The 24,341-nt window shown below is 38.1% G+C and carries 26 protein-coding genes; 16 read left to right on the top strand and 10 right to left on the bottom strand.

What is annotated here, in order from left to right; genetic code table 11:
• Positions 1–154 precede the first annotated feature (154 nt).
• Positions 155–1,435: a nickel pincer cofactor biosynthesis protein LarC gene (gene larC, locus EZY12_07305; protein QSX69418.1), complete on the bottom strand. Its 1,281-nt coding sequence runs from the start codon at positions 1,433–1,435 to the stop codon at positions 155–157.
• 49 nt (positions 1,436–1,484) lie between these two features.
• Between larC and EZY12_07310 the strand changes: the two genes are divergently transcribed.
• The 3 genes from EZY12_07310 (at position 1,485) to EZY12_07320 (ending at position 5,391) form a co-directional block, all read left to right on the top strand.
• Positions 1,485–2,144 carry a threonylcarbamoyl-AMP synthase gene (locus EZY12_07310; GenBank protein QSX69419.1) on the top strand — a complete coding sequence of 220 codons (660 nt, stop codon included), beginning with the start codon at positions 1,485–1,487 and terminating at the stop codon, positions 2,142–2,144.
• 214 nt (positions 2,145–2,358) lie between these two features.
• Positions 2,359–3,618, top strand: a complete 1,260-nt coding sequence (locus tag EZY12_07315; GenBank protein QSX70560.1) for a transposase — start codon at positions 2,359–2,361, stop codon at positions 3,616–3,618.
• Between the two features lie 552 nt (positions 3,619–4,170).
• On the top strand, positions 4,171–5,391 hold the full coding sequence (locus EZY12_07320; protein QSX69420.1) for a HetZ-related protein: 1,221 nt from the start codon (positions 4,171–4,173) through the stop codon (positions 5,389–5,391).
• Between the two features lie 97 nt (positions 5,392–5,488).
• Here the strand turns inward: EZY12_07320 and EZY12_07325 are convergent, their stop codons facing one another.
• Positions 5,489–6,325, bottom strand: a complete 837-nt coding sequence (locus tag EZY12_07325) for a DNA adenine methylase (GenBank protein ID QSX69421.1) — start codon at positions 6,323–6,325, stop codon at positions 5,489–5,491.
• 288 nt (positions 6,326–6,613) lie between these two features.
• On the opposite strand from EZY12_07325, the gene EZY12_07330 reads away from it, so the two are divergent.
• The 3 genes from EZY12_07330 (at position 6,614) to EZY12_07340 (ending at position 8,076) form a co-directional block, all read left to right on the top strand.
• The gene (locus tag EZY12_07330) at positions 6,614–6,820 is read left to right on the top strand and encodes a DUF751 family protein (protein QSX69422.1); all 207 of its coding nucleotides are present in this window, start codon (positions 6,614–6,616) and stop codon (positions 6,818–6,820) included.
• Positions 6,821–6,945: 125 nt separating this feature from the next.
• Positions 6,946–7,344: a 30S ribosome-binding factor RbfA gene (rbfA, locus tag EZY12_07335; GenBank protein QSX69423.1), complete on the top strand. Its 399-nt coding sequence runs from the start codon at positions 6,946–6,948 to the stop codon at positions 7,342–7,344.
• 489 nt (positions 7,345–7,833) lie between these two features.
• Positions 7,834–8,076, top strand: a complete 243-nt coding sequence (locus EZY12_07340; protein QSX69424.1) for a DUF4327 family protein — start codon at positions 7,834–7,836, stop codon at positions 8,074–8,076.
• Between the two features lie 909 nt (positions 8,077–8,985).
• Here the strand turns inward: EZY12_07340 and EZY12_07345 are convergent.
• Positions 8,986–9,147, bottom strand: a complete 162-nt coding sequence (locus tag EZY12_07345) for a hypothetical protein (GenBank protein QSX69425.1) — start codon at positions 9,145–9,147, stop codon at positions 8,986–8,988.
• A gap of 7 nt (positions 9,148–9,154) precedes the next feature.
• Complete coding sequence (gene petN / locus EZY12_07350) at positions 9,155–9,241, bottom strand: cytochrome b6-f complex subunit PetN (GenBank protein ID QSX70561.1); 87 nt, start codon at positions 9,239–9,241, stop codon at positions 9,155–9,157.
• Positions 9,242–9,342: 101 nt separating this feature from the next.
• Here petN and EZY12_07355 point away from each other — a divergent pair, with 101 nt between their 5' ends.
• Together EZY12_07355 and EZY12_07360 are read left to right on the top strand one after the other, a co-directional pair.
• Positions 9,343–9,783 (top strand): hypothetical protein, encoded by a 441-nt coding sequence (locus tag EZY12_07355; protein ID QSX69426.1) that lies wholly within the window; start codon positions 9,343–9,345, stop codon positions 9,781–9,783.
• A gap of 18 nt (positions 9,784–9,801) precedes the next feature.
• Positions 9,802–10,356, top strand: a complete 555-nt coding sequence (locus EZY12_07360) for an exonuclease domain-containing protein (GenBank protein ID QSX69427.1) — start codon at positions 9,802–9,804, stop codon at positions 10,354–10,356.
• Between the two features lie 101 nt (positions 10,357–10,457).
• Here EZY12_07360 and EZY12_07365 read toward each other — a convergent pair whose 3' ends face one another.
• Positions 10,458–10,883, bottom strand: coding sequence for a DUF4363 domain-containing protein (locus EZY12_07365; GenBank protein ID QSX69428.1), 426 nt, complete (start codon positions 10,881–10,883; stop codon positions 10,458–10,460).
• Positions 10,884–11,250: 367 nt separating this feature from the next.
• On the opposite strand from EZY12_07365, the gene EZY12_07370 reads away from it, so the two are divergent.
• Together EZY12_07370 and EZY12_07375 are read left to right on the top strand one after the other, a co-directional pair.
• The gene (locus EZY12_07370) at positions 11,251–13,869 is read left to right on the top strand and encodes a cation-translocating P-type ATPase (protein ID QSX69429.1); all 2,619 of its coding nucleotides are present in this window, start codon (positions 11,251–11,253) and stop codon (positions 13,867–13,869) included.
• Between the two features lie 127 nt (positions 13,870–13,996).
• Positions 13,997–14,281 carry a peptidase gene (locus EZY12_07375; GenBank protein QSX70562.1) on the top strand — a complete coding sequence of 95 codons (285 nt, stop codon included), beginning with the start codon at positions 13,997–13,999 and terminating at the stop codon, positions 14,279–14,281.
• Between the two features lie 29 nt (positions 14,282–14,310).
• Here EZY12_07375 and EZY12_07380 read toward each other — a convergent pair whose 3' ends face one another.
• Complete coding sequence (locus EZY12_07380) at positions 14,311–15,552, bottom strand: glycosyltransferase (protein ID QSX69430.1); 1,242 nt, start codon at positions 15,550–15,552, stop codon at positions 14,311–14,313.
• A gap of 342 nt (positions 15,553–15,894) precedes the next feature.
• Between EZY12_07380 and cofH the strand changes: the two genes are divergently transcribed.
• The 3 genes from cofH (at position 15,895) to EZY12_07395 (ending at position 18,434) form a co-directional block, all read left to right on the top strand.
• Complete coding sequence (gene cofH / locus EZY12_07385; protein QSX69431.1) at positions 15,895–17,037, top strand: 7,8-didemethyl-8-hydroxy-5-deazariboflavin synthase subunit CofH; 1,143 nt, start codon at positions 15,895–15,897, stop codon at positions 17,035–17,037.
• 112 nt (positions 17,038–17,149) lie between these two features.
• Positions 17,150–17,554, top strand: coding sequence for a photosystem II protein Psb27 (psb27, locus tag EZY12_07390; protein QSX69432.1), 405 nt, complete (start codon positions 17,150–17,152; stop codon positions 17,552–17,554).
• Positions 17,555–17,858: 304 nt separating this feature from the next.
• Entirely contained in the window at positions 17,859–18,434 is a 576-nt protein-coding gene (locus EZY12_07395; GenBank protein QSX69433.1) for a Uma2 family endonuclease, read from the top strand.
• Positions 18,435–18,471: 37 nt separating this feature from the next.
• On the opposite strand, the gene trmB is transcribed toward EZY12_07395, so the two are convergent.
• Positions 18,472–19,137: a tRNA (guanosine(46)-N7)-methyltransferase TrmB gene (gene trmB, locus EZY12_07400; GenBank protein ID QSX69434.1), complete on the bottom strand. Its 666-nt coding sequence runs from the start codon at positions 19,135–19,137 to the stop codon at positions 18,472–18,474.
• A gap of 146 nt (positions 19,138–19,283) precedes the next feature.
• On the opposite strand from trmB, the gene EZY12_07405 reads away from it, so the two are divergent.
• A complete protein-coding gene (locus EZY12_07405; protein QSX69435.1) occupies positions 19,284–20,384 on the top strand; it encodes a metallophosphoesterase in 1,101 nt (366 codons plus the stop codon).
• Between the two features lie 75 nt (positions 20,385–20,459).
• Here the strand turns inward: EZY12_07405 and EZY12_07410 are convergent, their stop codons facing one another.
• Both EZY12_07410 and EZY12_07415 read right to left on the bottom strand, forming a co-directional pair.
• Positions 20,460–20,597 carry a hypothetical protein gene (locus EZY12_07410; GenBank protein QSX69436.1) on the bottom strand — a complete coding sequence of 46 codons (138 nt, stop codon included), beginning with the start codon at positions 20,595–20,597 and terminating at the stop codon, positions 20,460–20,462.
• The gene (locus EZY12_07415; protein ID QSX69437.1) at positions 20,597–21,820 is read right to left on the bottom strand and encodes an FIST C-terminal domain-containing protein; all 1,224 of its coding nucleotides are present in this window, start codon (positions 21,818–21,820) and stop codon (positions 20,597–20,599) included. Before EZY12_07415 ends, EZY12_07410 begins: the two co-directional genes overlap by 1 nt.
• Positions 21,821–22,863: 1,043 nt before the next feature.
• On the opposite strand from EZY12_07415, the gene EZY12_07420 reads away from it, so the two are divergent.
• On the top strand, positions 22,864–23,184 hold the full coding sequence (locus EZY12_07420; protein ID QSX69438.1) for a nucleotidyltransferase domain-containing protein: 321 nt from the start codon (positions 22,864–22,866) through the stop codon (positions 23,182–23,184).
• Complete coding sequence (locus EZY12_07425; GenBank protein QSX69439.1) at positions 23,181–23,588, top strand: HEPN domain-containing protein; 408 nt, start codon at positions 23,181–23,183, stop codon at positions 23,586–23,588. The genes EZY12_07420 and EZY12_07425 overlap by 4 nt, the downstream gene beginning before the upstream one ends.
• 113 nt (positions 23,589–23,701) lie before the next feature.
• On the opposite strand, the gene EZY12_07430 is transcribed toward EZY12_07425, so the two are convergent.
• Positions 23,702–24,193 carry a hypothetical protein gene (locus EZY12_07430; protein QSX70563.1) on the bottom strand — a complete coding sequence of 164 codons (492 nt, stop codon included), beginning with the start codon at positions 24,191–24,193 and terminating at the stop codon, positions 23,702–23,704.
• Positions 24,194–24,341 lie beyond the last annotated feature (148 nt).

A 24,341-nucleotide genomic window follows, 5' to 3' on the forward strand; every position in this document is an offset into this window, starting at 1 on the left:
GAGAGGCTTTGAAACCCCCCTTCCCTAGGAGGGAAGGGGGGCAGGGGGGTTAGGTTTTTGGAGATTATCGGTTTGGTTTCATCTAATACTTTATGGCTAACGCCACGCTTCGCTATCAAACAACCTCTAATGCCGTATATGCAAAATGCCATAATTATTTTGTATGTTCTAAATGCCAACTTTGTAATGCTAACCGATGAACTTCTTGCCAAGGAAGATTATTTTTGCGGGCTAAAATAGCACAATCTTCATATTCTGGCTGAATATTAGTAATTACCTTGACTGCGGCTGTTCCTGTCCAGGCAACTTTTACTGATATTGTCCCATAAATAGTTTCGACTTTTTGAATTTCCCGTTGTAAAATTGACCGTTCTTGAGTAGTGCGACGAATCCCTAAAGTGCTAGTTTCTCGAAATAACACCGCTTCACAACTAGCTACATTATTTGGATGACAAATAACAGTTAATAAAATTCCCGGACGAGATTTTTTCATTCCTATAGGTTGGGTAAAAACATCCACCGCACCAACAGCAAATAAAGCCTCAAATACATAACCGAATACTTGCGGATTTAAGTCATCTATTTGAGTTTCTAGAACCGTAATGGTTTCTAAATTTGGGGAATATGCCCCTAAATCAGAATTATCAGGCTGTAAAGATTCATTTTCACCGTACCAGAGCCGTAGTATATTAGGAATAGGTAAATCTAGAGAACCCGCTCCTAATCCTACCTGTTTGATAGTCATTGGTGGTGGAGAACCAAAGTCTTGAACTAAGGTAGTAGCGATTGCAGCCCCCGTTGGTGTTACCAATTCTCTATCAATACCATTGCTATAAACTGGACAACCCCGCATTTCCCACAACTTTAACACCGCCGGTACTGGTACTGCCATGCGTCCATGTGCAGCATGAACAGTTCCACCTCCAGTAGGAAACGCAGAACAGTATAGCAAAGGCAACCCTTCCTGATTGCTGTCAATACCCAACCAATCCAACCCTAAACAAGTACCAACAATATCCACAATCGCATCCACAGCACCAACTTCATGGAAATGAACTTTTTCCGGTGCGATGCCATGAACAGCCCCCTCTGCTACTGCTAACCGTCGGAATACAGCTAAACTCCAAGCTTGCGCTCGCGCTGGTAACTTCCCGTGGAGAATCATCTCCTCTATTTCTGGCAAATGACGGTCGTGGTGGTGATGATGTTCATGATCATGATGATGGTGATGATCCACCAAATCCACATGAACCTTAGTCCCTTGCTGGCTTTGACGCTGAACAAATTCCGCCCATAATTGGTATTCCTGCTCAATTCCCAAGCCATTGAGTTTTTCCACCAAATACTCCACAGGCACACCGAGACTGACTAAAGCCCCCAGGCACATATCACCAGAAATTCCTGTTGGACATTGAAGATAAGCGATTTTATTCATAAATTTATTTGTGATTAGTCATTCCCCATTCCCCATTCCCCACCCTATTATGTCCAAAATTTTCACCATTCATCCTGATAATCCTCAAAGCCGCCGAATAGAGGAAGTAAAGTCAGCGCTCTTAGGTGGCGCTATCATGCTCTACCCTACAGATACAGTCTACGCAATTGGTTGTGATTTGAATGCCAAGTCGGCGGTGGAAAGAGTGCGGCAAATCAAACAGTTAGCAAATGATAAACCACTGACATTTTTATGTCCCTCACTCTCCAATGTGGCGACTTATGCCTTCGTAAGTGATACAGCCTACCGACTAATGAAGCGGTTAATACCAGGACCCTACACATTTTTGCTCCCTGCAACCAAACTAGTACCGCGTCTAGTGCAAAGTCCCAAACGCAAAACCACAGGAATTCGAGTGCCAAATCATAACGTTTGTTTGGCATTAATGGAAGCATTAGGAAACCCGATTATTTCTACTTCGGCTCATGTCAGAGCCAATGACGAAGAGGAGGAAATCGTTGAGAATGGACAACAACCAATGTGGTCACGGGTAGATTTATATGACCATTTTGATAAATTGGTAGATATCATTATTGACACCACCGAAGAACCTACATATCAAGTGTCTACCATATTAGATTTGACCGATGAAGAACCAGTTATTATTCGGAGAGGTTTAGGTTGGGAAGCCGTAGCTACTTGGGTTTAAGAATAAAGCTTTATAAGTGCAACCCTTTGTTTTGGACTCCGTTGCGCTAATTTATAAATCTCTCGGTAAGCGTAAAACTCAGCGTCTAAAGACGGTGAGATATAAGCGACTCGTGCGACTTTAGTCGCCTACGTTCTTCTTGATTAATTTATCATTTTGTGAAATCATAAATATAATAGCAAAAATCCAAATCATGGTCAAAAATAAACCCTTAATGGGAGTTCAACAAGTCCTATTATCCCCTGATAAAGATACTAAAGCAATATTAGAGTATCTTTGTCAACAATCAGGTAAACTCTATAACTCAGGGGTCTATTTTGCTAGACAAACACTTTTCAAAACTGGTAAGTTACTCACTGGTAAATTCGACCTAATATATGAGTCAACTGTGAGCAAGACCAGATTAGCAAGTTCACTACCTTCGGTAGTTGCTCAACAAACACTAATCTCAGTAAGCGAAGCTTTTAAATCCTTTAAAGAATTAAAAAACAAGTTCAACAAAGGTGAGTTACTTTTTAAACCTAAGCCTCCTAGTTATCTCGAAGGATCTAAACTTTTTAAAGTTGCCTTTCCTAATACTGGAGCGGGTAAGCCAACTCTTGAAAATAATCAAATTAGATTCCCTTTAGGTTTAACAGTAAAAAGATGGTTTGGAATATCTGAATTCTTTCTCCTGATGCCAATTAACTTAGATTTCTCAAAGATCAAAGAGTTGACTATATTACCCAAAAATGGGGCTTTTTACCTGGAGTTGTCTTATTTGGTTGAGAAAAAGATCACTGACTTAAATATTAGTGAAGCCCTATCAATTGACTTGGGAACTGCCGATAATTTAGCAGCCTGTGTAGACACTTTAGGTAATTCTTTTTTAATTGACTCAAGAAAATTGAAAGCTGACAATCAACTCTGGAATAAAAGAGTCTCTACTAAAAAAGAAGGCAAGTCAAGCGACTACTGGGACAGTTGGTTAGATCGAGTTACCAGAAAACGAAACCATCAAATGAGAGATGGGATCAACAAAAGTGCAAGGTTGATTATTGACCACTGCCTCAAAAATAAAATAGGTAACTTAGTTCTAGGTTGGAACGATGGGTTTAAACTGAATTCCAATATGGGTAACTTGAACAATCAAAAGTTTGTTCAAATGCCATTAGGTAAGTTGAAAGATCGACTTAATCAACTGTGTTGCCAATATGGGATCAACTTTCACCTGACAGAGGAGAGTTATACTTCAAAATCAAGTTTTTTAGATGGAGACTCCCTACCCAAGTACGGTGAAAAACCCGAAGGGTGGAAAGCATCTGGAAGACGAATTTTGAGAGGACTTTACTTAACAGGTGAAAAGTTTTTAGTAAATGCTGATCTTAATGGATCAGCGAATATCTTAAAAAAAGTAACGGGAAAACTTAAACTCAATTTAAGTAAACTCACTAGACGGTGTTTGACCACCGTAACGAGAATTAGATTAAACTAATTCTGTCTGTAGAATCTCAGTGTCTTTAGACCTGAGAGTGTCAAGATTACCTTATTCCAATTTTAAAATTGTCATCCTCACATCCACCGTAATCTATAAGTCACTCGATTTTGGATTTTGGATTTTGGATTGACTCCACCAAACAAGTGTAGAAGCTCGAAAATTTTAGATTTTGGATTGACAATTTTTCCGTTTTGAGAATGACGGGGCTTGTACCAAATTTTTTTAATCTAAAATCTAAAATCTAAAATTCCCGGTCATGAAATTATGGCTACACCACGTATGCCATCAGTCAATCTTACCATGACTAAGCTTTTGGCAATTTGTCCTCAGAGTAAATATCTTATGTGCCATCTTTGATTTAGTGGCTAAAAATACAGCGACACCATTAACAAGCCCTTAACTTTGGAAATTTATGACAGTGTTTATATATCAGCCGTCTAGTTGGTGAATTTTCAGGAATAAATCCCCAAAGATTTTCATCTCTAACACTGGCATTAAATACTGTATCTGCGTTTGAGTTAAGGTGCAATACCAATTTCACCCAAAAGTATGAAAGCTAACATCGCCAATCTGCCTAATTCTACATCTGCTTTTGATAGCTATATTTCTCTTGAAGAATTATCTGTTCCCACCAGCGATACATTGGTGCAACTTTTATCCCATGAGATGCAATCTCAAGTCAAAGCTACATCTGTCGGTGTGCAAGATGTCGTCGGACGCATAGCCAAAGAAGTAGAACGGATATGTGATAAAAGCTCCCGCATTCAAAATTCAGGACAAGTTCAGTCTTGGCAAATTACTTTAGGAAGACATCGTTTACAAAAGTGCCTGCGTTACTACCAACTCGGTTCTAAACAAGGACGTGTAGAATTACACAGCAGTTTGGGCGCAATTGTTTATCGTCATGTGACCATGGCCGGCTCAGATTTAGGGTTTGAGGCTCGTTACAATCTCATTGAAGATTTTTTACAAGCTTTTTATATTGAAGCCATTAAAGCTTTTCGTCGGGAAACCGAATTACCGGAAAATTATACCCCTCGGACTCAGTTACAAGTAGCTGAGTATATGGCATTTACAGAACAGTATGCCAAACGCCGGATTAATTTACCTGGTGGTGCTAATCAACAGTTAATTGTTTTACGCGCTCAAGGTTTTGCCCGTCGTCAACCGCAAGAAACTACTGTAGATATTGAAATGGCGGTAGATTCTGCGAAAACGGAAGAAGCAGAATCTTATCAACGCAATGTAGCCGTCCAGCAAATTCGCTCACAAATGATTGCTAAACCTGGTTTTGATCCTTCTGAGGAGTCAGAACGCAATCGGGTGATTACCGAATTGATGAAATATCTGGAGTCTCAAGGACAATCTGACTGTATGAATTACTTGACTCTCAAACTTCAGGATCTTTCTGCACCAGAAATTGACCAAATTCTCGGTTTAACCAGTCGTCAACGCGATTATTTACAACAAAGATTTAAATATCACGTTGAGAAGTTTGCCAAACAGCATCAATGGCAATTAGTTCATCAATGGTTGGGTGCTGGTTTAGAACACAAATTAGGTTTAACTTCCCTGCAATGGGATATTTTTTGGAATAAACTTACACCACAGCAACAGCAAATTTTTGAATTGAAAACCGCTTGTCAAAGTGATTTACTTATTTCTAAAGCAGTCCAATGTACTCCTAAACAACTGCAAAAACGCTGGACGCAAATGTTAGAATTAGCATGGTCTATTCGTAACGGTCATGCTGAATCTAAGAACAATTAAAGTTAAGGTATTCCTTAAATTAGTAGGTTGGGTTGACGCTCATGTTACCCAACAAAATCATTTACCTAAAAAACCATATATTCCCAGACTTTTAACGCTATTCCCTGCTATAAGAAGTTACTAATATTTCAGTAATTTTCCCTCTTCTCTGCGCGTTAGAATTAATTGATCTCGCTGCTGATATGGTGTGAACATTAAACCCACTATAAAGATCACGAATAAATGGACAGTCAGAATTAGATAGCATGACTTTTACGCCTTTATTAGCTAATTTAATAAAAATGTCCCTGAGTTTTATTTGTTGATTTTCATCAAAACAAAAATTACTGTAAGCCGTAAAATTGCTAGTTGGACTTAGAGGATAATAAGGTGGATCAAAATAAACAAAGTCATTACTACCAGTTGCATAATTTAGCACTTCATCAAAATTAGCGTGTTTAATTTCTACTTTCTCTAGGGCAACAGATGCCACTTTTAAAACTTCTTCCTGACAAACACCAGGATTTTTATATTTTCCTACAGGGACATTAAACTTCCCCTGAGAATTCACCCGATAAAGTCCATTAAAACAAGTTTTATTCAAATAAATAAACCGAGCTGCTTTTTCTAAATCTGTCCCATTCTGACAATTTCTCACATCATAGTAATACTCGGAATTATGTCCTTGCTTATGTTTTTGTAGCAAAGCTATTAATTCCTCAAGATGATCTCTAACGCACCGATAAGTAAGAATTAAATCTGCATTAATATCGGTCAAAATGGCTTGAGATGGTTGCAAATAGAAGAAAATTGCTCCACCACCTAAAAATGGTTCATAGTAAGTTTTGTAATCCTTGGGAAAATAAGCTTGATATTGTGAAATTAGGCGACTTTTACCCCCAGCCCACTTTAAAAATGGCCGTGGGTAAGTTTGTTTAAGGATTTGACTTACCATCTACTTATGATTAAACTAAAAACTAACTAATCAATGAAATCTAGATCAGGCATTGCTGATAGCCTGCGTGGCGAAGCCATATTAAAATATTAACCTTTGCAACCTTAATTCTTTGCGTCTTTGCGCCTTTGCGTGAGACATGAGGTATATTAATACTTTTACTCAGCAATGATAATAAAAAACTCTCTTCTATAGAACAATCAAATAGGATAGCTGTATATTATAATTAGGGCAAGCAAACCACGCAAAAACAAACTTACATTTTATAATAAGGCAGTCTAAATTCAAATGTTTGATGGATTTTGGGATAACGTCTTTCGCTACCCTCGGTACTTGATTAGTATCGTTCTTGGTGTTTTTCTAAACAGCCTAGAGCCGCTGTTTCCACTCTTAAAACGCCCAGTAACGCTAATTGCTATTTTAGGTTTTTTGGCGGGTGGTCTTTTTTTCGTAACGCTTACCGTCCGGGCTATGTTGGGATTGAATACAATCTAGGATAGAGCTAGAAAACGGCTTAGTGCGTTGGACTGTTGCTGTTGATTTTATCACCTCAAGCACCGTTCACTCGAACTTGCATTTAGAATCATGTTATCAAATCTCTGTGAGAAGGCGGAATTTATATGGCTACAAATCGCCGCGTTTCCCGCGTTGCTGAATTAATTAAACGGGAAGTTAGCCAAATGCTACTCAACGGTATTAAAGATGACCGTGTGGGTACAGGAATGGTCAGTGTTACCGATGTGGATGTTTCTGGGGATCTCCAACACGCTACAATCTTTGTCAGTATTTATGGAACCGAGGAAGCTAAAACGGAAACAATGGCTGGTTTAAAATCAGCTACAGGTTACGTCCGCAGTGAATTGGGAGCTAGAATCAGATTACGGCGGACTCCAGAAGTGATCTTTATGGAAGATCATTCTATCGAACGAGGTACTAAGGTGCTGAGTTTGTTGAATCAATTAGAACAAAAACGGACATCATCAAGTATGGATGAAGTAGCAGAAGAAATGGCCGAATGATTGATGCAACATTGACAAAAATATAAAGAAATCTGGAACTTCTGGCTTGTGGGAGCCATCTAAACAAAGATAATTAGCAATGCCTTTATTTCCTATTTTTAGTGAATTATGGGTATTGCAAATCTTGTATCTTAGGGTAGATGTTAAAAAACATGAATCCATATAAACTAGTACAGTTAGCATAGCAGCAAATCTAGCATGGTTTTAATTATTTTTATACAAATTAATGTTGAAAATATAAATATCTAGGTTTGATTAGTAGTCTTAACTACTGTTATCTTAATAATATGAAGTTCAAATACCACGAATGTCATGTTTTCTTGACAAACTTAACATTTCTTTAGATAATTTGGAGGTGTATAGCGTCAAAATGATAATAGTTCCGTATAGCAAACTACAAAACCCTGGACACAGTTTTAATTATTGTCATCTTTGTTCTTCGTGAATAACGGGAACAGTTTCTAAATGTAATTTTGTGAGAAAAAAATCATGAGTGTGAATACGGTGCCTTCTATCAATTACAATTACTACTCTCTGAATGTGATTCAGGACGAAGCACGCCGACTGGTTGAAAGAGGAATGATTGGCCGTCAGCAACCAATATATACACTTTGCCAGTTCATCCCAGCCAGAGAGTGGGTTTGTGTGGAATGTGAATTAGAGAAATGTGATTTTTTACTCCGCGATCGCATTGGTGATTTAATCGGACGTGAAGAATGGGATAACGACTAATTTATTGTTTTTTTAATAAACTACTATTATTTTTTATTGTACTTGTTTGTAGTTTCTGGCTATAAACAGGTATATTTTTTTCTATTTCTACTAGTACACTGCTGAAACCAAGTTCATGTAATTTAGAGACTTCCAAATAAAAAAATATCCCAAAATTTCTTGTGGTGCAGGCATAAACAGCCTGCTAATCATATCAGGACGGGCAGGATGCCCATCCCACAAGATTGGAGCATCTTTTTTATGGAGCTTGTTTGATTTTTCTTGCAAGCTCAGTCCCTTTAGGGCTGGGTTACTGACCTACATCTTCATAGCCGACATTCCGCACTTCATAATGTAGTATGAGCCTTTTCAAGAATTATTCTTAATAAGGGTCAAAGGTTTACGTATTAAAACTTAAAATATTTGATAAAATATGTATTTTTAAGGACAATAAAAAATAAAATTAAGGAAACATTCGCATATTACAAAATGAAGTGCGGAATATGGGTTCATAGATAAATTCACCTTCCCCACTCAATTCATGATCATAGCGAAATACTCCTACTCTGTCAGTATTTAGTAATTGACGGACTTCATTAACTGTGACGGCAAAAATGATATCTATATCTAGAGATTCTCAAATTCTGGCAATTACCCTGGACAAGGCTTGTTGTTTTTCACCCTGATTGAGCGAAAATGGCATATTTGTTTGATATATTGGTTGGGATGTTGATTGTTGGGTTTCCATGTTAAAAGTATTCTCCCTTCCCATTCGGATTTTTAATATTTTTGGACTTATATATAATGTAGCAATAAATATGAGTATTGGTGGGGGTGATAGATATAGATTATGTAGGGATACGAATAGCTGTTATCCCTACATAAACACTTTTTAACGCAGAATACAGCAATGTGTATGCTGTAATAGAATCATTTTCGCTTGCTAGTACTGCGTCGGGTTTCGCGGGTTTCGTCTTCGAGACGACGGCGATCGCGCCAATCTGCTAATGTTAGATAAACAACACCACCAGTGACTCCTAGTAGTAGCACTACGCCAAATACGGCTAAAATACCCAAAAATGGACTTTCCACGATTCCCCTATAGTCCGTTGCGTCCCCAAACTACCATAGAAATCGACCAAGTAAACACAACTAACAGTGATACCCAACCCAGTGTCAAAATCATAGTTCTACTTTTCAAATAATTACAAAAGGTCTCTCATATTTATCATACCGGGAAAACGCGGTTGATTCATTAACTATATTGATGGCAGGTTTGGTAAGTTCATGGAACTAATGGCAGAACGGTTAGAATCTCTCAAAGCAGGAGTAATTGGCAGCATATCTTTAGGTTTAGCTTTCCTTAGCACTAGCTTTATCAATGCTTGGTGGCTATCCAAGTATTTTCCAACACTTAGTTATGAGCAAATTGATCTAGTAAATCTACAGATGTTATTAAATGGTGTTATAGCAGGTTTTTCTGGTTTTCTATTTGGTGTCACTTACCGTTATATTATCCGCTTAGATGCAAATCCTCACCTCAAAACTGGTGGAGTTTGGGCTTTTGGGTTGGTGCGGGGATTAACTCAAATAGAAGTTGGTTGGAATATAAATAATTCGGTTTTACCTTTTTTGATCTTAGCAGGAGAAAGTATCCTCTGGTTTGCTCTTGCTGCTTTTGTTCTCGATACCGCTATTTTACAAAAATGGCTGAAACCTTTTTCCTAAATTTATTGATAATTCCCTATGAATCACTATTTTCTGATTATTGATCTTGAAGCTACTTGCTGTAACCACAAGAGTATTCCCCGTCATATAATGGAAATTATTGAAATTGGTGCGGTGATGCTAAATCGCCAAACTTGGGAAATTGATTCTGAGTTTCAACAATTTATTAAACCTGTGCGAAATTCCCAACTTACAGCTTTTTGTACAGAATTGACTAGTATTTCTCAACAACAAGTTGATATAGCACCAAATTTCTCAGCAGCGATGTTAAATTTAACAAGTTGGATGAATTCATTTCCTAATAATATATTTTGCTCTTGGGGTAATTACGATAAATCGCAATTTATCCAAGATTGCAAATTTCATCATATTTCTTATCCTTTTGGTGGAGAACACAGAAATATTAAAACGGAATTTTCTGAATATTTAGGTGTATCTGATAAATTTGGTATGGCACAAGCCCTGCAACATTTAGGAATAGAATTAAAAGGTACACATCATCGAGGAATTGATGATGCTCGGAATATAGCCGCTATTTATCGTTATATGCAAACTACTAAAAAAATGAAATGATACAAAATATTTAAATAAAAATGGTGGGCATTGCCCACCTTACGAAAAACAGATTATATTTAAATTTTGTCAACTGCAAAATTATGGAGGTTGAGATTTTATTAAGACTTGGAAATAGTATTAATAGTTTTTGTTAATAACTGTAATGATGCTAATAACTTGTTTTTTTGGGGTTTAGAAGCTTTGAGTTCACCAGAAATCTCATCCATACTTTTTTCTACAGCTTCATAATTATCACGGGATTTAGCTTTGATACCATCTTCTACTTCTTTCCAAGCATCTTCAAACTTGTCAAATTCTTTTTTAGCTTGGACAAAATTGCCAGATGTAACTGCGGTTTTAGTTTTGGATACTACAGCTAGTAAACCCTTATTACCTGGTATAGATTTTTTTGTCGTTGCTGTTCCTGTAGATTTGGAAGTTGCTGCGGGGGTAGTTTCTGTGGTAGCTTTTTCCGCACTGGTACAACCTACTAAGGTTAGTAAGCTGATACCTGCAATAATTAACATTGGTTTGAAACTCTTCATTGTCAACTCCTAATAGATATTTTTAGTTGTACTACTACTATTCTCTAAAATAAAATAGCAAAGGTAAAGAATTTAGAAAAGGGCAATATGGCAATTAGCTGGGAAACACTCTGAAATATACGTCTAATGGCGGTCTGATCAGGGTAAAAATCGTTAAATGGGATGATTTTTTTGTCATAGAAGTGGCGGATACTGGCATTGGTATCGCCTTTGATAGCGCAACGTGGACATAAGCCGATAGTTATTAGGAACGCTCCACTGAGAATAACAGTTTTTAGGGGCTTTTATTATAAGTTTTTCTTTATTTTCTGAGCGCTTGCTATATGTGATTTGCACACTACGTGAACATGAAAACAAAACTTTTATTATGAGTCATAAAATTGAACTGGAATCTATTACAGGGTTATCCGTATTAACCGCAAGCGATCGCCTGAAAAAAGAAGGATATAATGAGTTACCATCTACTGAACGACGAAATTTTTTAGGAATTGCGTTAGAAATTTTCAAAGAGCCAATTTTCCTCCTTTTATTAGGCTGTGGTATCATTTATTTGTTTTTGGGTGATGCTCAGGAAGCTTTAATTTTACTAGGCTTCATCTTTTTCATTGTCGCCATTAACTTATACCAAGAACAAAAAACAGAAAAATCCCTAGAAGCACTACGCGATCTTTCTAGCCCTCGTGCATTAGTGATTCGTGATGGCGAACGGCAACGAATTGCAGGGCGGGAAGTAGTCCGTGAAGATGTGATTGTTTTATCAGAGGGTGATAGAGTTCCTGCTGATGCTGTGGTGATGTGGTCTACGCATTTAAGTGTTGATGAATCGCTGTTAACAGGTGAATCTTTACCTGTTCGCAAGCAATCAGTAGAAGATAGCAGGGATTTAGAAAATACCCTCAGAAGGGCAAATCAGCATCGTTTGGGTGGTGAAGATTTACCTTTTGTTTATTCGGGAACGTTGATAGTCCAAGGTCAAGGAATTGCCCAAGTCTATGGAACGGGTATGCAGACAGAAATGGGCAAAATTGGTAAAACCTTGCAAACTCTGGAACAGGAAGATACGGTTTTACAACGGGAAACGCGACGGATTGTTAGTAAATTGACCTTTGTGGCGATCGCTATCTGCGTGGCTGTGATCGTTATTTACGGTGCAAATACGGGAAATTGGCTACAAGGATTTTTAGCCGGTTTGGCTTTAGCTATGGCAATTTTGCCTAATGAAATTCCTGTGGTCTTGGCAATTTTTCTGGCTTTGGGGGCTTGGAGATTTTCCCAAGCAAGGGTTTTAACTCGTCGTGTCCCTGTAGTAGAAACCCTGGGTTCAGCCACCGTTCTCTGTGTAGATAAAACCGGAACTTTGACATTTAATCGGATGTCAATTCAGCAACTTTTTGTATATGAATCTTTAAGTTTAACTCCCCAATTTTATGATGTAAATTTACATGAAAGAGACGCACTGCCAGAAACTTTTCATGAATTAATTGAATTTGGGATTTTAGCCAGTCGTAAAGATCCTTTTGATCCGATGGAAAAAGCCCTTAAACAAGTGGGTGAAGACTATTTAGCCCGCACCGAACATTTACATCATGATTGGCAGATACAGCGCGAATATCCCCTTTCAGGTGAATTGTTAGCCATGTCCTGTGTGTGGGAATCTCCAGAACATAAATTAGTAATTGCGACCAAAGGAGCGCCCGAAGCGATCGCTGATCTCTGTCATTTTAACCCCCAACAGATGCAAGATTTGGAACAGCAGATTAGTAAAATGGCAACTGCTGGTTTGCGGGTTTTGGGTGTGGCAAAAGTCATTGGTCAACATCAAAAAACAAAAAAACCAAATACCCTTCCTGAACAACAGCATGATTTTGAATTTGCCTTTTTAGGACTTTTAGGAATGGCTGATCCTGTGCGTCCCACCGTCGCCCCAGCCATTGCTGAATGTTACACTGCTGGTATCAGAGTAGTGATGATTACAGGAGATTATCCCGCCACAGCCCAAAATATTGCCCGCCAAATTGGACTGACACCCGCTACTGAAGTGATTACTGGGGCAGAATTAGAACAGATACCAGAAGGTGAGTTGCTGTCTCGAATTCAAACCGTAAATATTTTTGCCCGGGTTGTCCCAGAACAAAAATTACTGATTGTTAATGCCCTCAAACGCTGCGGTGAAATCGTGGCTATGACTGGAGATGGGGTCAATGATGCCCCAGCTTTAAAAGCTGCTAATATTGGTATTGCTATGGGGGAAAGAGGTACAGATGTTGCTCGTGAGGCTGCGGATTTGGTCTTGCTAGATGATGATTTTTCTGCCATTGTCCAATCTGTCAGGTTAGGACGGCGAGTATTTGACAACCTGAAAAAAGGTATGGCTTATACCTTAGCAGTTCACATTCCTATTGCCGGAATGTCGTTGATTCCTGTAATATTTCATTGGCCGCTGGTGCTATTGCCTATTCACATTGCTTTTTTACATTTGATTATTGACCCTGCTTGTACTGTAGTATTTGAGGCAGAGCCAGAAGAAAGCAATGTTATGAACCGTCCACCGCGTAATCCCAGAGAGTCCTTATTCAGCCGTCGAACTTTGAGATTAGCACTTCTGCAAGGGGTGAGTGTGTTGGTGGTGCTGGTGGTGGTATTTGGTGTGGCTTTTTACTCTGGACATGGAGAATTTGATGCTCGCGCTTTGGCTTTTACTACTTTAATTGTATCTAATTTGAGTATGATTTTGAGTAATCGTTCTTGGTCGCGGACTATTCCCGAAATGTTACGCACTCCTAATGCAGCACTTTGGTGGGTATTAGGTGGCGGTGTGATATTTATGGGATTAGTGCTTTATGTTCCTTTATTACGTCATCTATTCCGGTTCTCTTTTCTGCATTTTGATGATTTATTAGTCAGTCTCACCTCTGGGGTGTTTAGTGTTTTGTGGTTTGAAGGATTGAAGATTTGGCGACGCAGAAAAGGTCATATAATTGTATAAAAGGAGTCACCGAGTCAGAATTTTAGGAGTCAGGAGTCAGGAGTCAGGAGTCAGGAGAAAGAAGAAAGAAGAAAGAAGAAAGAAGAAAGAAGAAAGAAGAATCACCAATTACCAATTACCAATTACCATGAAAAAGGCATTTCGCAAATATCACCGTATTCTGGGCATTATTGTTTGTTTACCACTGCTATTAACTGTATTGACGGGAATGTTAGCAACTATAGCTGGAGAATGGCCAATTAATCTGGGACTTTCATCTAACCTAATGTTGAAAATTCATACGGGTAAAATTTTTCATTTACAGGCAATTTACCCAATTTTAAATGGCTTTGGGTTAATTGGTTTGCTGGTAACTGGTATGAGTATGTCGGGTTTATTTAATCAGAAAAAAAGACCTAATACTAGTAATTAAGATTAGATTCTTTCTTTCACAAACTTTGACTATTTTACTTCAGTTACCCGCCAGCTTAGTTTTAAGTTAACCCAGAAATTCCAAATTGTGGCAATTGCGATCGCAATAAAGTTAGCAATATAACGATTAGGAATTAGGAAATTAAATACTAAATTCAAAATTACCACATTCAACAATAACCCAGCCAAGCAAACAACATTGAACTTCAAAAACCGTTTCAATCTGGGTTTCCACCCTTGTTGTTGCATCGAAACATCAGCAAATGTCCAAGCATCATTCCACAGGAAATTATTGAAAATAGCAATTTCACCAGCCATTATTTTACTACGTGTTAATGGTAAAGCTAAGGTTGTGGGGTCACTGAGTAAATAAAGTATAAGCATATCTACAAATACTCCACTCAATCCTACTAAGCCAAAACGGAGGAATCGCTGCACGGGAAAGTTGACTTTTTTACTAATTTTTCCTAGTCTACCAGTAGATATTCTTAACCGGATTAAGTGTTGAATATACTCTATATATTGTTTCCATGTTACTTTGCTTTCTCCTTCTGTGCGTTCCCGGAAGACATAACCAGCTTCGGCAATTTCTCCTACCTGTCCCCGGCTAATCACTTCTATAAGAATTTTATACCCTATGGGATTAAGTGTGGCATTAGCGATCGCACTGCGTCGAACCATAAAATAACCACTCATGGGATCAGTAACTCTCCCTAGAACTCCTGGTAAAATTACCAATCCTAGCACCTGCGCCCCACGAGATAAAAAGCGTCTAATTACACTCCAACTACTGACACCACCACCATCTACGTGACGACTAGCTAGGGCTAAATCTGCCCCCTGTTCTATCTTTTGCAACAGTTGGGTTAATACCTCTGGAGGATGCTGTAAATCGCCATCAATCACACCTAATACCCGCCCTGTAGCAGCTTGCCAGCCACGAATTACCGCTGAAGATAGTCCCCGTTCTTCCTGTCTTCGCATTACCCGTAATTGGGGATAATCGGGGATGAGAGATTGTGCTACTTCCCAAGTTCGGTCTGGGCTATCATCATCCACTATAATAATTTCATAATTACCAGGAATAGTCTGATCCAATAACCCACTTAGGATATTAACTACATTTTCGATATTGTCACGTTCTTTATAGGTGGGAATTACTAAAGATAGTAAAATGGGATTGTTTTCAGCTATTTCATCAGTTGTAAATTCAGAAATCCTCAATGCACCGATAGGAACTACTAATAGGGAATTGGATAAGTTTGTATTCATAAAATAAGTAGTAACTTTTAAATTTAAATAGTTAATTTCTGCTGTTTGGCAACTAATTTTAATTTATCAGATTTTGTAATGTAAACAAAGTATTTAGGAAATTTAATGGATTATAATTAGATTGAACCCAGTGTGATGACGTTGAACGCGAATAAACGCGAATAAACGCAGATAAACGCAGATGAGGACGGACAAAGATGTATTAATCAATTGATTTTAAGATTATGTGCAGTTTCACATAAAAAAATTAGTATTACACTGTTTGTCAGCAAAATAATATTTAAAATGTCCAAATTTCCATTTATTATCAAACTTAAATAAGTTGTTTATATTTAATGCCCCGTGAGTAATATAACTTTTGAATCTATTCTTCAGTCTGCTTTAACAGAGGACAGTATATCCCCTGATGATGGAGTATTTTTACTAAGACAGACTGACCCAGAAGCGATCGCTCAAATTCAGTTTACAGCAAATCAACTTCGGCAAAAACAAGTTGGCAATACGGTGACTTATGTAATTAATCGAAATATTAATTTTACTAATATTTGTGAGCAACATTGTAGTTTTTGTGCATTTCGGCGAGATGATGGTGATGCTGATGCTTACTGGTTAGATTGGGCGCAGATTTCGGAAAAATCTACGGATGCGGTGCGTCGAGGAGCAACGGAAATTTGTATGCAAGGGGGATTACATCCACAAGCGCAAATTAATGGCAAGTCTTTACCTTACTATTTGAAATTGGTAGAAACTATCAAAGGTGAATTTCCTCACTTACATCTACACGCTTTTTCTCCCCAAGAAATCCAATTTATCGGCAGATTGGATGGAATTTCTTATGCTGAAGTGATTACAGCTTTGCGAGATGCTGGTGTCGGTTCGATGCCGGGAACAGCCGCAGAAGTGTTAGATGATGATGTCAGACGGGTATTGTGTCCAGAAAAGATTGATACAGCCACTTGGCTAGAAGTTGTAAGTACAGCCCATCAATTAGGTTTACCTACTACCAGTACCATGTTATCGGGGCATATTGAAACCCCAGAACAGCAAATTGGACATTTAGAAAAATTGCGATCGCTCCAACAAACAGCTATAGAAAAGGGATATCCTGCTAGAATCACCGAATTTATTGTCTTACCCTTCGTTGGTCAAGAAGCGCCTAAATCCTTACGAAGACGGGTAGGAAGAGATCAACCAGTTCTCGCTGATTCTCTGTTACTCACGGCTGTAGCCAGAATTTACCTCGGAAATTACATACCGAATCATCAACCAAGCTGGGTAAAACTAGGGTTAGACGGTGCTACAGAAGCCTTAAATTGGGGTTGTAATGATATCGGTGGCACATTAATGGAGGAACACATTACCACCATGGCCGGAGCTATAGGTGGCACTTGTATGGAAGTAGAAACTTTACAAAGCGCAATATCATCTCTAGCAAGACCTTACCAACAAAGGGATACCTTATATCGGGTAATAGGTAATGGGTAATTGGATAATTCTTTTCTTCCTCCTGACAACTGACCACTGACCACTGACAACTGACCTATTGCATACCAATCCAAGATAGGATGGATTTTGATTTACTTGTTTTTTTTACTTAATGCTTATGAAAAGCTATTGGTCGCGTCTGCTTTCTCTAGTTTTAGTTTTAGTTATCGGCTTAGTTGGCTGTGGTGGTAGTCCAGATAGTTTAACTGGGGATTATCGTCAAGATACCCTAGCTGTAGTTAATATTTTGAAACAAGCTATAGAATTACCACAAGATTCTCCTGATAAAGCCGCCCTACAATCAGAAGCACGCCAAAAAATCAATGACTTTTCGGCTCGCTACCAGCGGAATAGTTCAGTTGCTGCTCTTGGCTCTTTTACAACCATGCGAACAGCCCTCAACTCCCTTGCGGGACACTACAGTTCTTATCCTAATCGTCCCGTTCCTGAAAAGCTTAAAAAACGGCTAGATACAGAATTCAAACAAATAGAAGCATCATTAAGACGTGGCGCTTAATTTATTCTTCAAGGATTGTTCTTTGATCACTGAAATTCAATATAAACTTCCTTGAAAGCAGAAATTAACACAGTCAAAATCAGAATTAGGGGATCTCATATATCCAAAGATCCCCTAATTTAGTTATCATAAAAGTTGGGAATATCAATCCCTTCAAACTAATTAAGTAGATGGACACCAAATAATATCACAATAATATTGTTGACTTTGGGGGGACCAGATGCCCACCCCACAATAAGTATAATATTTTTGTGGGGTGGGCTTCTAGCCTGCCCATATTATATTTAATTGTGCCTACCTACTTATGACTCAACTAAAAAATCAGCTTACTGTTGAAGAATTTCTCGCACTTCCCGAAACTGATACTGCTTATGAGTTTGTTAACGGTGAAGCTGTACCTAAATATCAAAATGATCAAATGTCTCCTAAGTTTTTTCATGGCTCAACTACAGGAGCATTATTTATATTATTATCTGCATGGGCGCAAGATCAAGGTCGCGTTGTGGTGGAATGGGGAATCAAATTAACCAGAAATCAAGAAAGTTGGATACCCGTCCCTGATTTAACTTATGTTTCCTATCAACGTCTTGATGCTGACTGGCTCAAAGATGAAGCTTGTCCAGTTATCCCAGAATTAGTGATCGAAATTATTTCTCCTGGTCAAACTTTTGGAGACATGATTGATAAAGCAACTGATTATCTTCAATCTGGGATTTTATTGGTTTGGATAGTAGACACAATATCTCAAACTATCACTGTATTTACACTATCTTCTCTTCCTGTTACTTTTCGAGGAAATCAAATTATTAGTCATGAAATATTACCAGATTTACAAATTACTCCTCATAATATCTTTCAACGGGCTGGTTTAATTCGTTAGTTGAAAGATCCCCGAATTCCGCTACCAATCTTCTCATTTAATCACAATTTATCTGAGAAGTCGGAGATTCCAGTTTTCTAAATAAAGCCCGATATACAGGTTCACCTTTGTTTTGTGTAGCTATTTCTCTTTCTGTGGGGACAGGAAGGGGATTTTCAGTTAACCATGTTGTTGTTCCTATCTTCTCAAATGCGGGGTTTTCTTGAAAGCGATCGCACATTTCCACTGCTACAAATTCTATATCAGATTGCAGGAAAACAACACCACCCACAGTTAGATAATTTGCTAATTCTGTGACTAATTCCGGTTGTACTACCCGACGTTTCGCATGACGATTTTTAAACCAAGGATCAGGAAATTGAATTGTAACTTTTTGTAACATTCCTACAGGTAAGGTGGATAACAAGGAAACTAGGGAATTATTCACATTCGCAAACAGATAATGCAAATTTGTTAACTCCATTTCGTCGCGGATTCTATTGGCTTCGACTACTAGCGGTTCTCGAATTTCTAAACCTAAAAAATTCCAATTTGGTTCTACTTGTGCCATTTTTAGGACAAATCTCCCTCTCGCACAACCAATATCTAAATGTAGAGGTAGGTTTTGTTGGATATAAATCTTTTCCCACTCTGGAGAAGCGGTTGGGGTTTGGAATTTACTCGATAGGGGGTTAACGTGCTGACGAACTCGAACAGGTGACAAAATTTATACTCCTAAAAAAATAATTCTAAACAAATGTATACAAATATTATTAAGTCTACATATTACTACACAGGTATACACAGTGAGCGTTATACTTTGAGAATAAGAATTTTTGCAACTTCATTTTTAACATTTTCTTAAAATCAATGAAACTTAATTTTCGTTTTGCTATTGTTAGCGACTTACATATTGCGCTTCCTGAAACAATCTGGGATCATCCTAGTCGCTTTCATTTGGTGGAAGTGAGTATTCCAGCTTTTGATAGTGTATTAGAACATTTAACACAATTAGATTTAGATTTTCTATTGATCCCTGGAGATTTAACCCAACATGGTGAATTAGCAAACCACAGTTGGTTACAAAACAGGTTATCTCAGTTACCTTTTCCATCTTATGTTATTCCTGGCAATCATGATATCCCTGTTTTAATGGCCAATAAACAATCAATTGGCTTTGCAGATTTTCCCTATTTTTACCAAAAGTTTGGTTATGAAAATCCTCAACAACATTATTACAATCGGCAGATATTCCCAGGAGTTAGGTTAATTGGTCTTAATTCTAACTCTTTTGATGATCAAGGTCAGCAAAGAGGACGGTTAGATAGTCAACAATTTCAGTGGTTAGAACAGGAGTTAGCAGCTATTGAGGATGAGTTAGTTTTAGTCATGATTCATCACAATGTGGTTGAACATTTACCAAATCAATCAAGTCATCCGATGGCAAATCGTTATATGCTGGAAAATGCACCAGAACTCCGGCAGTTATTACAACGCTATGGAGTTAAGTTAGTATTTACAGGACATTTGCACGTTCAAGATGTGGCTTGTGCAGAAGGTATATATGATATTACCACTGGTTCTTTAGTCAGCTATCCTCATCCTTATCGGGTATTGGAATTTAACCGCGATGAATTGGGTAGTGAATCGTTACAAGTTGTCTCTCACCGTGTGGAATCAGTGCCAGATTTTCCCAATTTACAAATATTATCACGGCAATGGATGGGCGATCGCTCTTATCCCTTTGTTCTCAAATTATTGACCTTACCTCCCTTGAGTTTACCACTGGCACAGGCACAAACACTAGCTCCCGGTTTACGGGATTTTTGGGCAACTATTGCTGATGGTGATGCTATGTTAGATTATCCCCACTTCCCTATTCATGTGCGTCGCTACATTGAAGAATATAGTGCCGTTAATGATGGGAATACAACTCTAATTGATAATCACAGTACGCTTTTAATTGGGTAAATTGTCTGAATCAGGATTTCCAGGATTTGAGGATTTTCAGGATGTAATTGGCTTTTTTTCTGTTATGTTTACCCATTAGCTGTTATCACTGATTACAGAACGACAAATGGCAAATTGTCTGATAGCGAAGCGTGGCGTTAGCCATATCAGGATTTCCAGGATTTGAGGATTTTCAGGATGTAATTGGCTTTTCTCTCTATTACATTTACCCATTAGCTATTATCACTGATTAAAGAACGACAAATGGCAAATACAGAAGTATAACCATGAAGAAAAGTTCTCCCACTTACTGGACCGATTTCACCACCGCAGAAAAAGCCACCCATTGGTATGTCGTGAACATAACGGCTAAATAATTGAGAATCAAAATTAGGTTTGCCATAAAGTCCTGTTCCTCGTCCTAAACAGGTGAACATTAAAGCGCCTACAGGAGAAGGTTCACTGGCATTTTGACTTTGATATTCTTGGAGTAAAATTTCTAAATCTTCCGCTGATGCTGCGGCATCTCTTAAATGAAATTGTAACCTTTGACCGGCACGAATGCGATCGCCAATTGCAATTGCGCCAGCATTAGGATCTACTCCCAAAATATTGCGAATTAAAAAATCACCAGAATGTAAATTTAGCCTAAATTCATCCATTGCTAAACCCACAAACAAAGAATGTTGCGCTAAAGTTCGTTCTTCTTCACTCAGACTACTAATTAAATTTCGCAATACCACCAAAGGTACTTTTTCATCTAACTCAACAATAATATTGCGTTCAGCTTTAGTAACTTGTAAAGGTTCACCAATGGGACGACATCCTTGGGCAACAATAGTATCTAATACGATATTACCACTCAAGGCTATTCCTACCGTGCCTTCCCGATATAACTTATCATTACAAAATAACCCTACGCGACCATTCATAAAGCCACTGCTGGCCTGTCCCCCCACCACCACTGAACCAGGATAGGCAAAATCTAAACCCTGTAACAAATCATTAGTTCCCCCAGCAAAAGGACTAGACAAGAGAATAAATTGGGGGACAACCGAAGGTGGTACACCCAGCAAATCAATCCAAGCAGTGGGGGAACTATCGGAATCTGGCAATTCTTCCGCTACTATATGAAATGGTCGGATTTCTACCCCCGGAAGATGGGCTAAAGTCAGACTCAGGGCTGGTTCTGCTTCTATCTCTTCGGTTTCTCCGGCCTGTTTTCTGCCAATTATCCCCCCAGCACTACAACCAATTAATACAGGTACAGCCAGTTTTTCGGCCAATAAAGGCAAAAGTCGGGAATACTCACTCATAAAAGCAGAGGAAATGAATACCAGCCCTAAATCCGCTGGTGCGGTTATTGATGCCATTGCTTGTTCTACGACATCTGTAATAGCCGCTTCTAAGGAAGGACGGGTTGATAGGGCATTTGTCCACTGCATTTGATCTGCCATGAGTTTTCGGCTTCTTTCTGTGTTGAGGTTAGTTGATTATTTTAACTAAGTTTGTGGCATGGTTACAGGGAATTAGGAAGAGACTTGGGGGAATTTTACTTTTTGTGTAAGGATTCAGGAGCAAAGGAGTCATCGAGTCAGAATAAATACAATAGAAGAAAAGAAATCAGCAGCCAAGGAAACACCGAATCAGAATAAATTGCCATAATTCTACCTCAAATCTTCTTTTTTCTTTCTCCTGACTCCTGACTCGGTGACTCCTGAATTCTTACCTTTTGGTTACGTATTTTGGTTTTTTGTTGTTCTACTTAAAATCGCAGAATTGATGTTAAAATAGACAAGTAATTATTGCTTAAATTCTTAGTAATTAGGGTTTGCTGATAGCGTGGTGTAAGCCATAAAAGTCTTTTCGTTAGGGTTAGGAATCAGGAGTTAATGAACCACGTCCGCGCAGCGTCCCGTTAGGGATAGATACGAAGGACACGAAGGAAGAAGGAAGATGCAAAATAAGGGTTAGACTATTAGAGGATGTTTTAAAAGTTTTCAAGGTATAAAATAACCCCTCTTGTAAACCTCTCCCCGAAGCGGGGAGAGGCTTTGAAACCCCCCTTCCCAGCCTTCGGCACGCTGCGCTAACGTAGGGAAGGGGGGCAGGGGGGTCTGACAGGTGTAGGTTTTTTACAATTGGGTGAGGACAGGACTTGGAAGACAAGGCAGACAAGGTGACAAGGGAGGAAAACCGGACAAGAAATGGATGATTGGTCATAAAACAAACCATAAATTGGGTATTTTATGGATAAAATCTTCCTTGTCTACTATCCCTCCTTGTCTTCCTGGTCTTGCCTTTACAGAGAATATTAAAAACCTACACCTGTCAGGGCAGGGGGGTTAGGTTTTTGGAGATTATTGGTTTTATTTAATACTTTTCAAACACCCTCTTAAAGCATTTTTTGATTTGGCTAAGGTATTGATAGGTAGAAGTGAAAAAAGAGCATTAATCAGGAATAGTTAGAAAAAATTAGTTTTTCTCTGGAGGAATAGAAATGATACAGAATAGTGATCGGAAAATTGTTTCGGAGTTTCGCTCCCGACTGGAAGCAATCATTCCTATTTTGGACTTACGGGTATTTGGTTCACGAGCGCGGGGTGATGCTACAGAAGAATCAGATTTAGATGTGTTTATTAAAATTGCTGAGTTAGATAGATCATGTCGGGAAAAAATTAGTGATTTGGCGTGGGAAGTAGGCTTTGAATATGATTTAGTTATTTCCACTTTTGTAGTAACAGAAGCACAGGTAGAAAGGGGAGCTATGGGGGCTAGTCCTTTACTGTTTAAGGTGTTACAAGAGGGTATTCCTATATGATAAATCAGCAACTAAGGCTATTAATTGAGTACCGTTTATCTGAAAGTGAAGAAACGTTAAGAGAAGCGAATATTTTACTAAATCAGTCAGCTTTTCGTGGCAGTATCAATCGCTCTTATTATGCAATGTTTTATATAGCTTTGGGTCTTTTAGCAACTAAAGGTTTAGGGAGTTCTAAACATAGTGGAATAGTTAGTTTTTTTGATCGTGAATTTGTGAAGACAGGAATTTTTTCTAAGGAGTTATCGCGGAGTTTTCATCGGGCATTTGATGAACGACAAGCAAGTGATTATGGGGAAATGTTAGAACCGGATATGGAGTCAGCAATGGCTTTATTTAAGCTATCACAGAATTTTGTTGCTGAAATTACACGGTATTTAAGGTCTTGGATGGAGGTTAACTAAATAATATTGCAGATCAATTAATTCTATTCATATCCCTGGCTTTTTAAGGCAATAGATAATTGTCGTAATCTTTCACTAACTTCTAAATTAGATTCTTGTGATTTTAAATTATTCTAAACACCTTCTAGTTTTATGTCTGCATATTCTTGTTCTGTTAAGGCAAATTCGGGATCTATTATTTTTACTTCTTCATAAGTGAGTTCGTAAAGTTTATAAACCATATTGTCTATTTGTTGTTCTAATGCAGTGGTATCTTTACCTTGTGTTTTATAGAGTAAAATATTATCTACTAATTTAATGAATTTAACTTCGTATTTTGAACTTATTTTCTTGATTGGTATTGATGCCAAAAAATTCGATGAATATTCAAAGCATTGACCCATTTTTTTTGCATTCTTAATAGAGTATTTTTTTATAAAATTTGAATTAAGAATAGCTGTAACGTATTTAATGTTTAGATTTGAGATTTGTTTTTTTGTTAGTACAAAACTCGTCGTTAATGAGATCAACCTCTCAGAACTATAGGCAAATTTATTATAAGTAGAACGGTAGTAACAAAATATTTGTTCTGATATATCTTGATTGAAAACTATTTTGGATAATATTTAACTTCACCCCCGAAGCATTAAATTTAGTCGTATTCCCAAATTCAAAAGTATGTAGAGTTTGTTTTGCGGTAAATATTTCATGTAACAAACCCATAGGAAAAGCACCCGAACCAATAGCAGGATCACAAATCTTTACATTATCCAA

The organism is Dolichospermum sp. DET69 (assembly GCA_017355425.1).
GTDB lineage: Bacteria > Cyanobacteriota > Cyanobacteriia > Cyanobacteriales > Nostocaceae > Dolichospermum.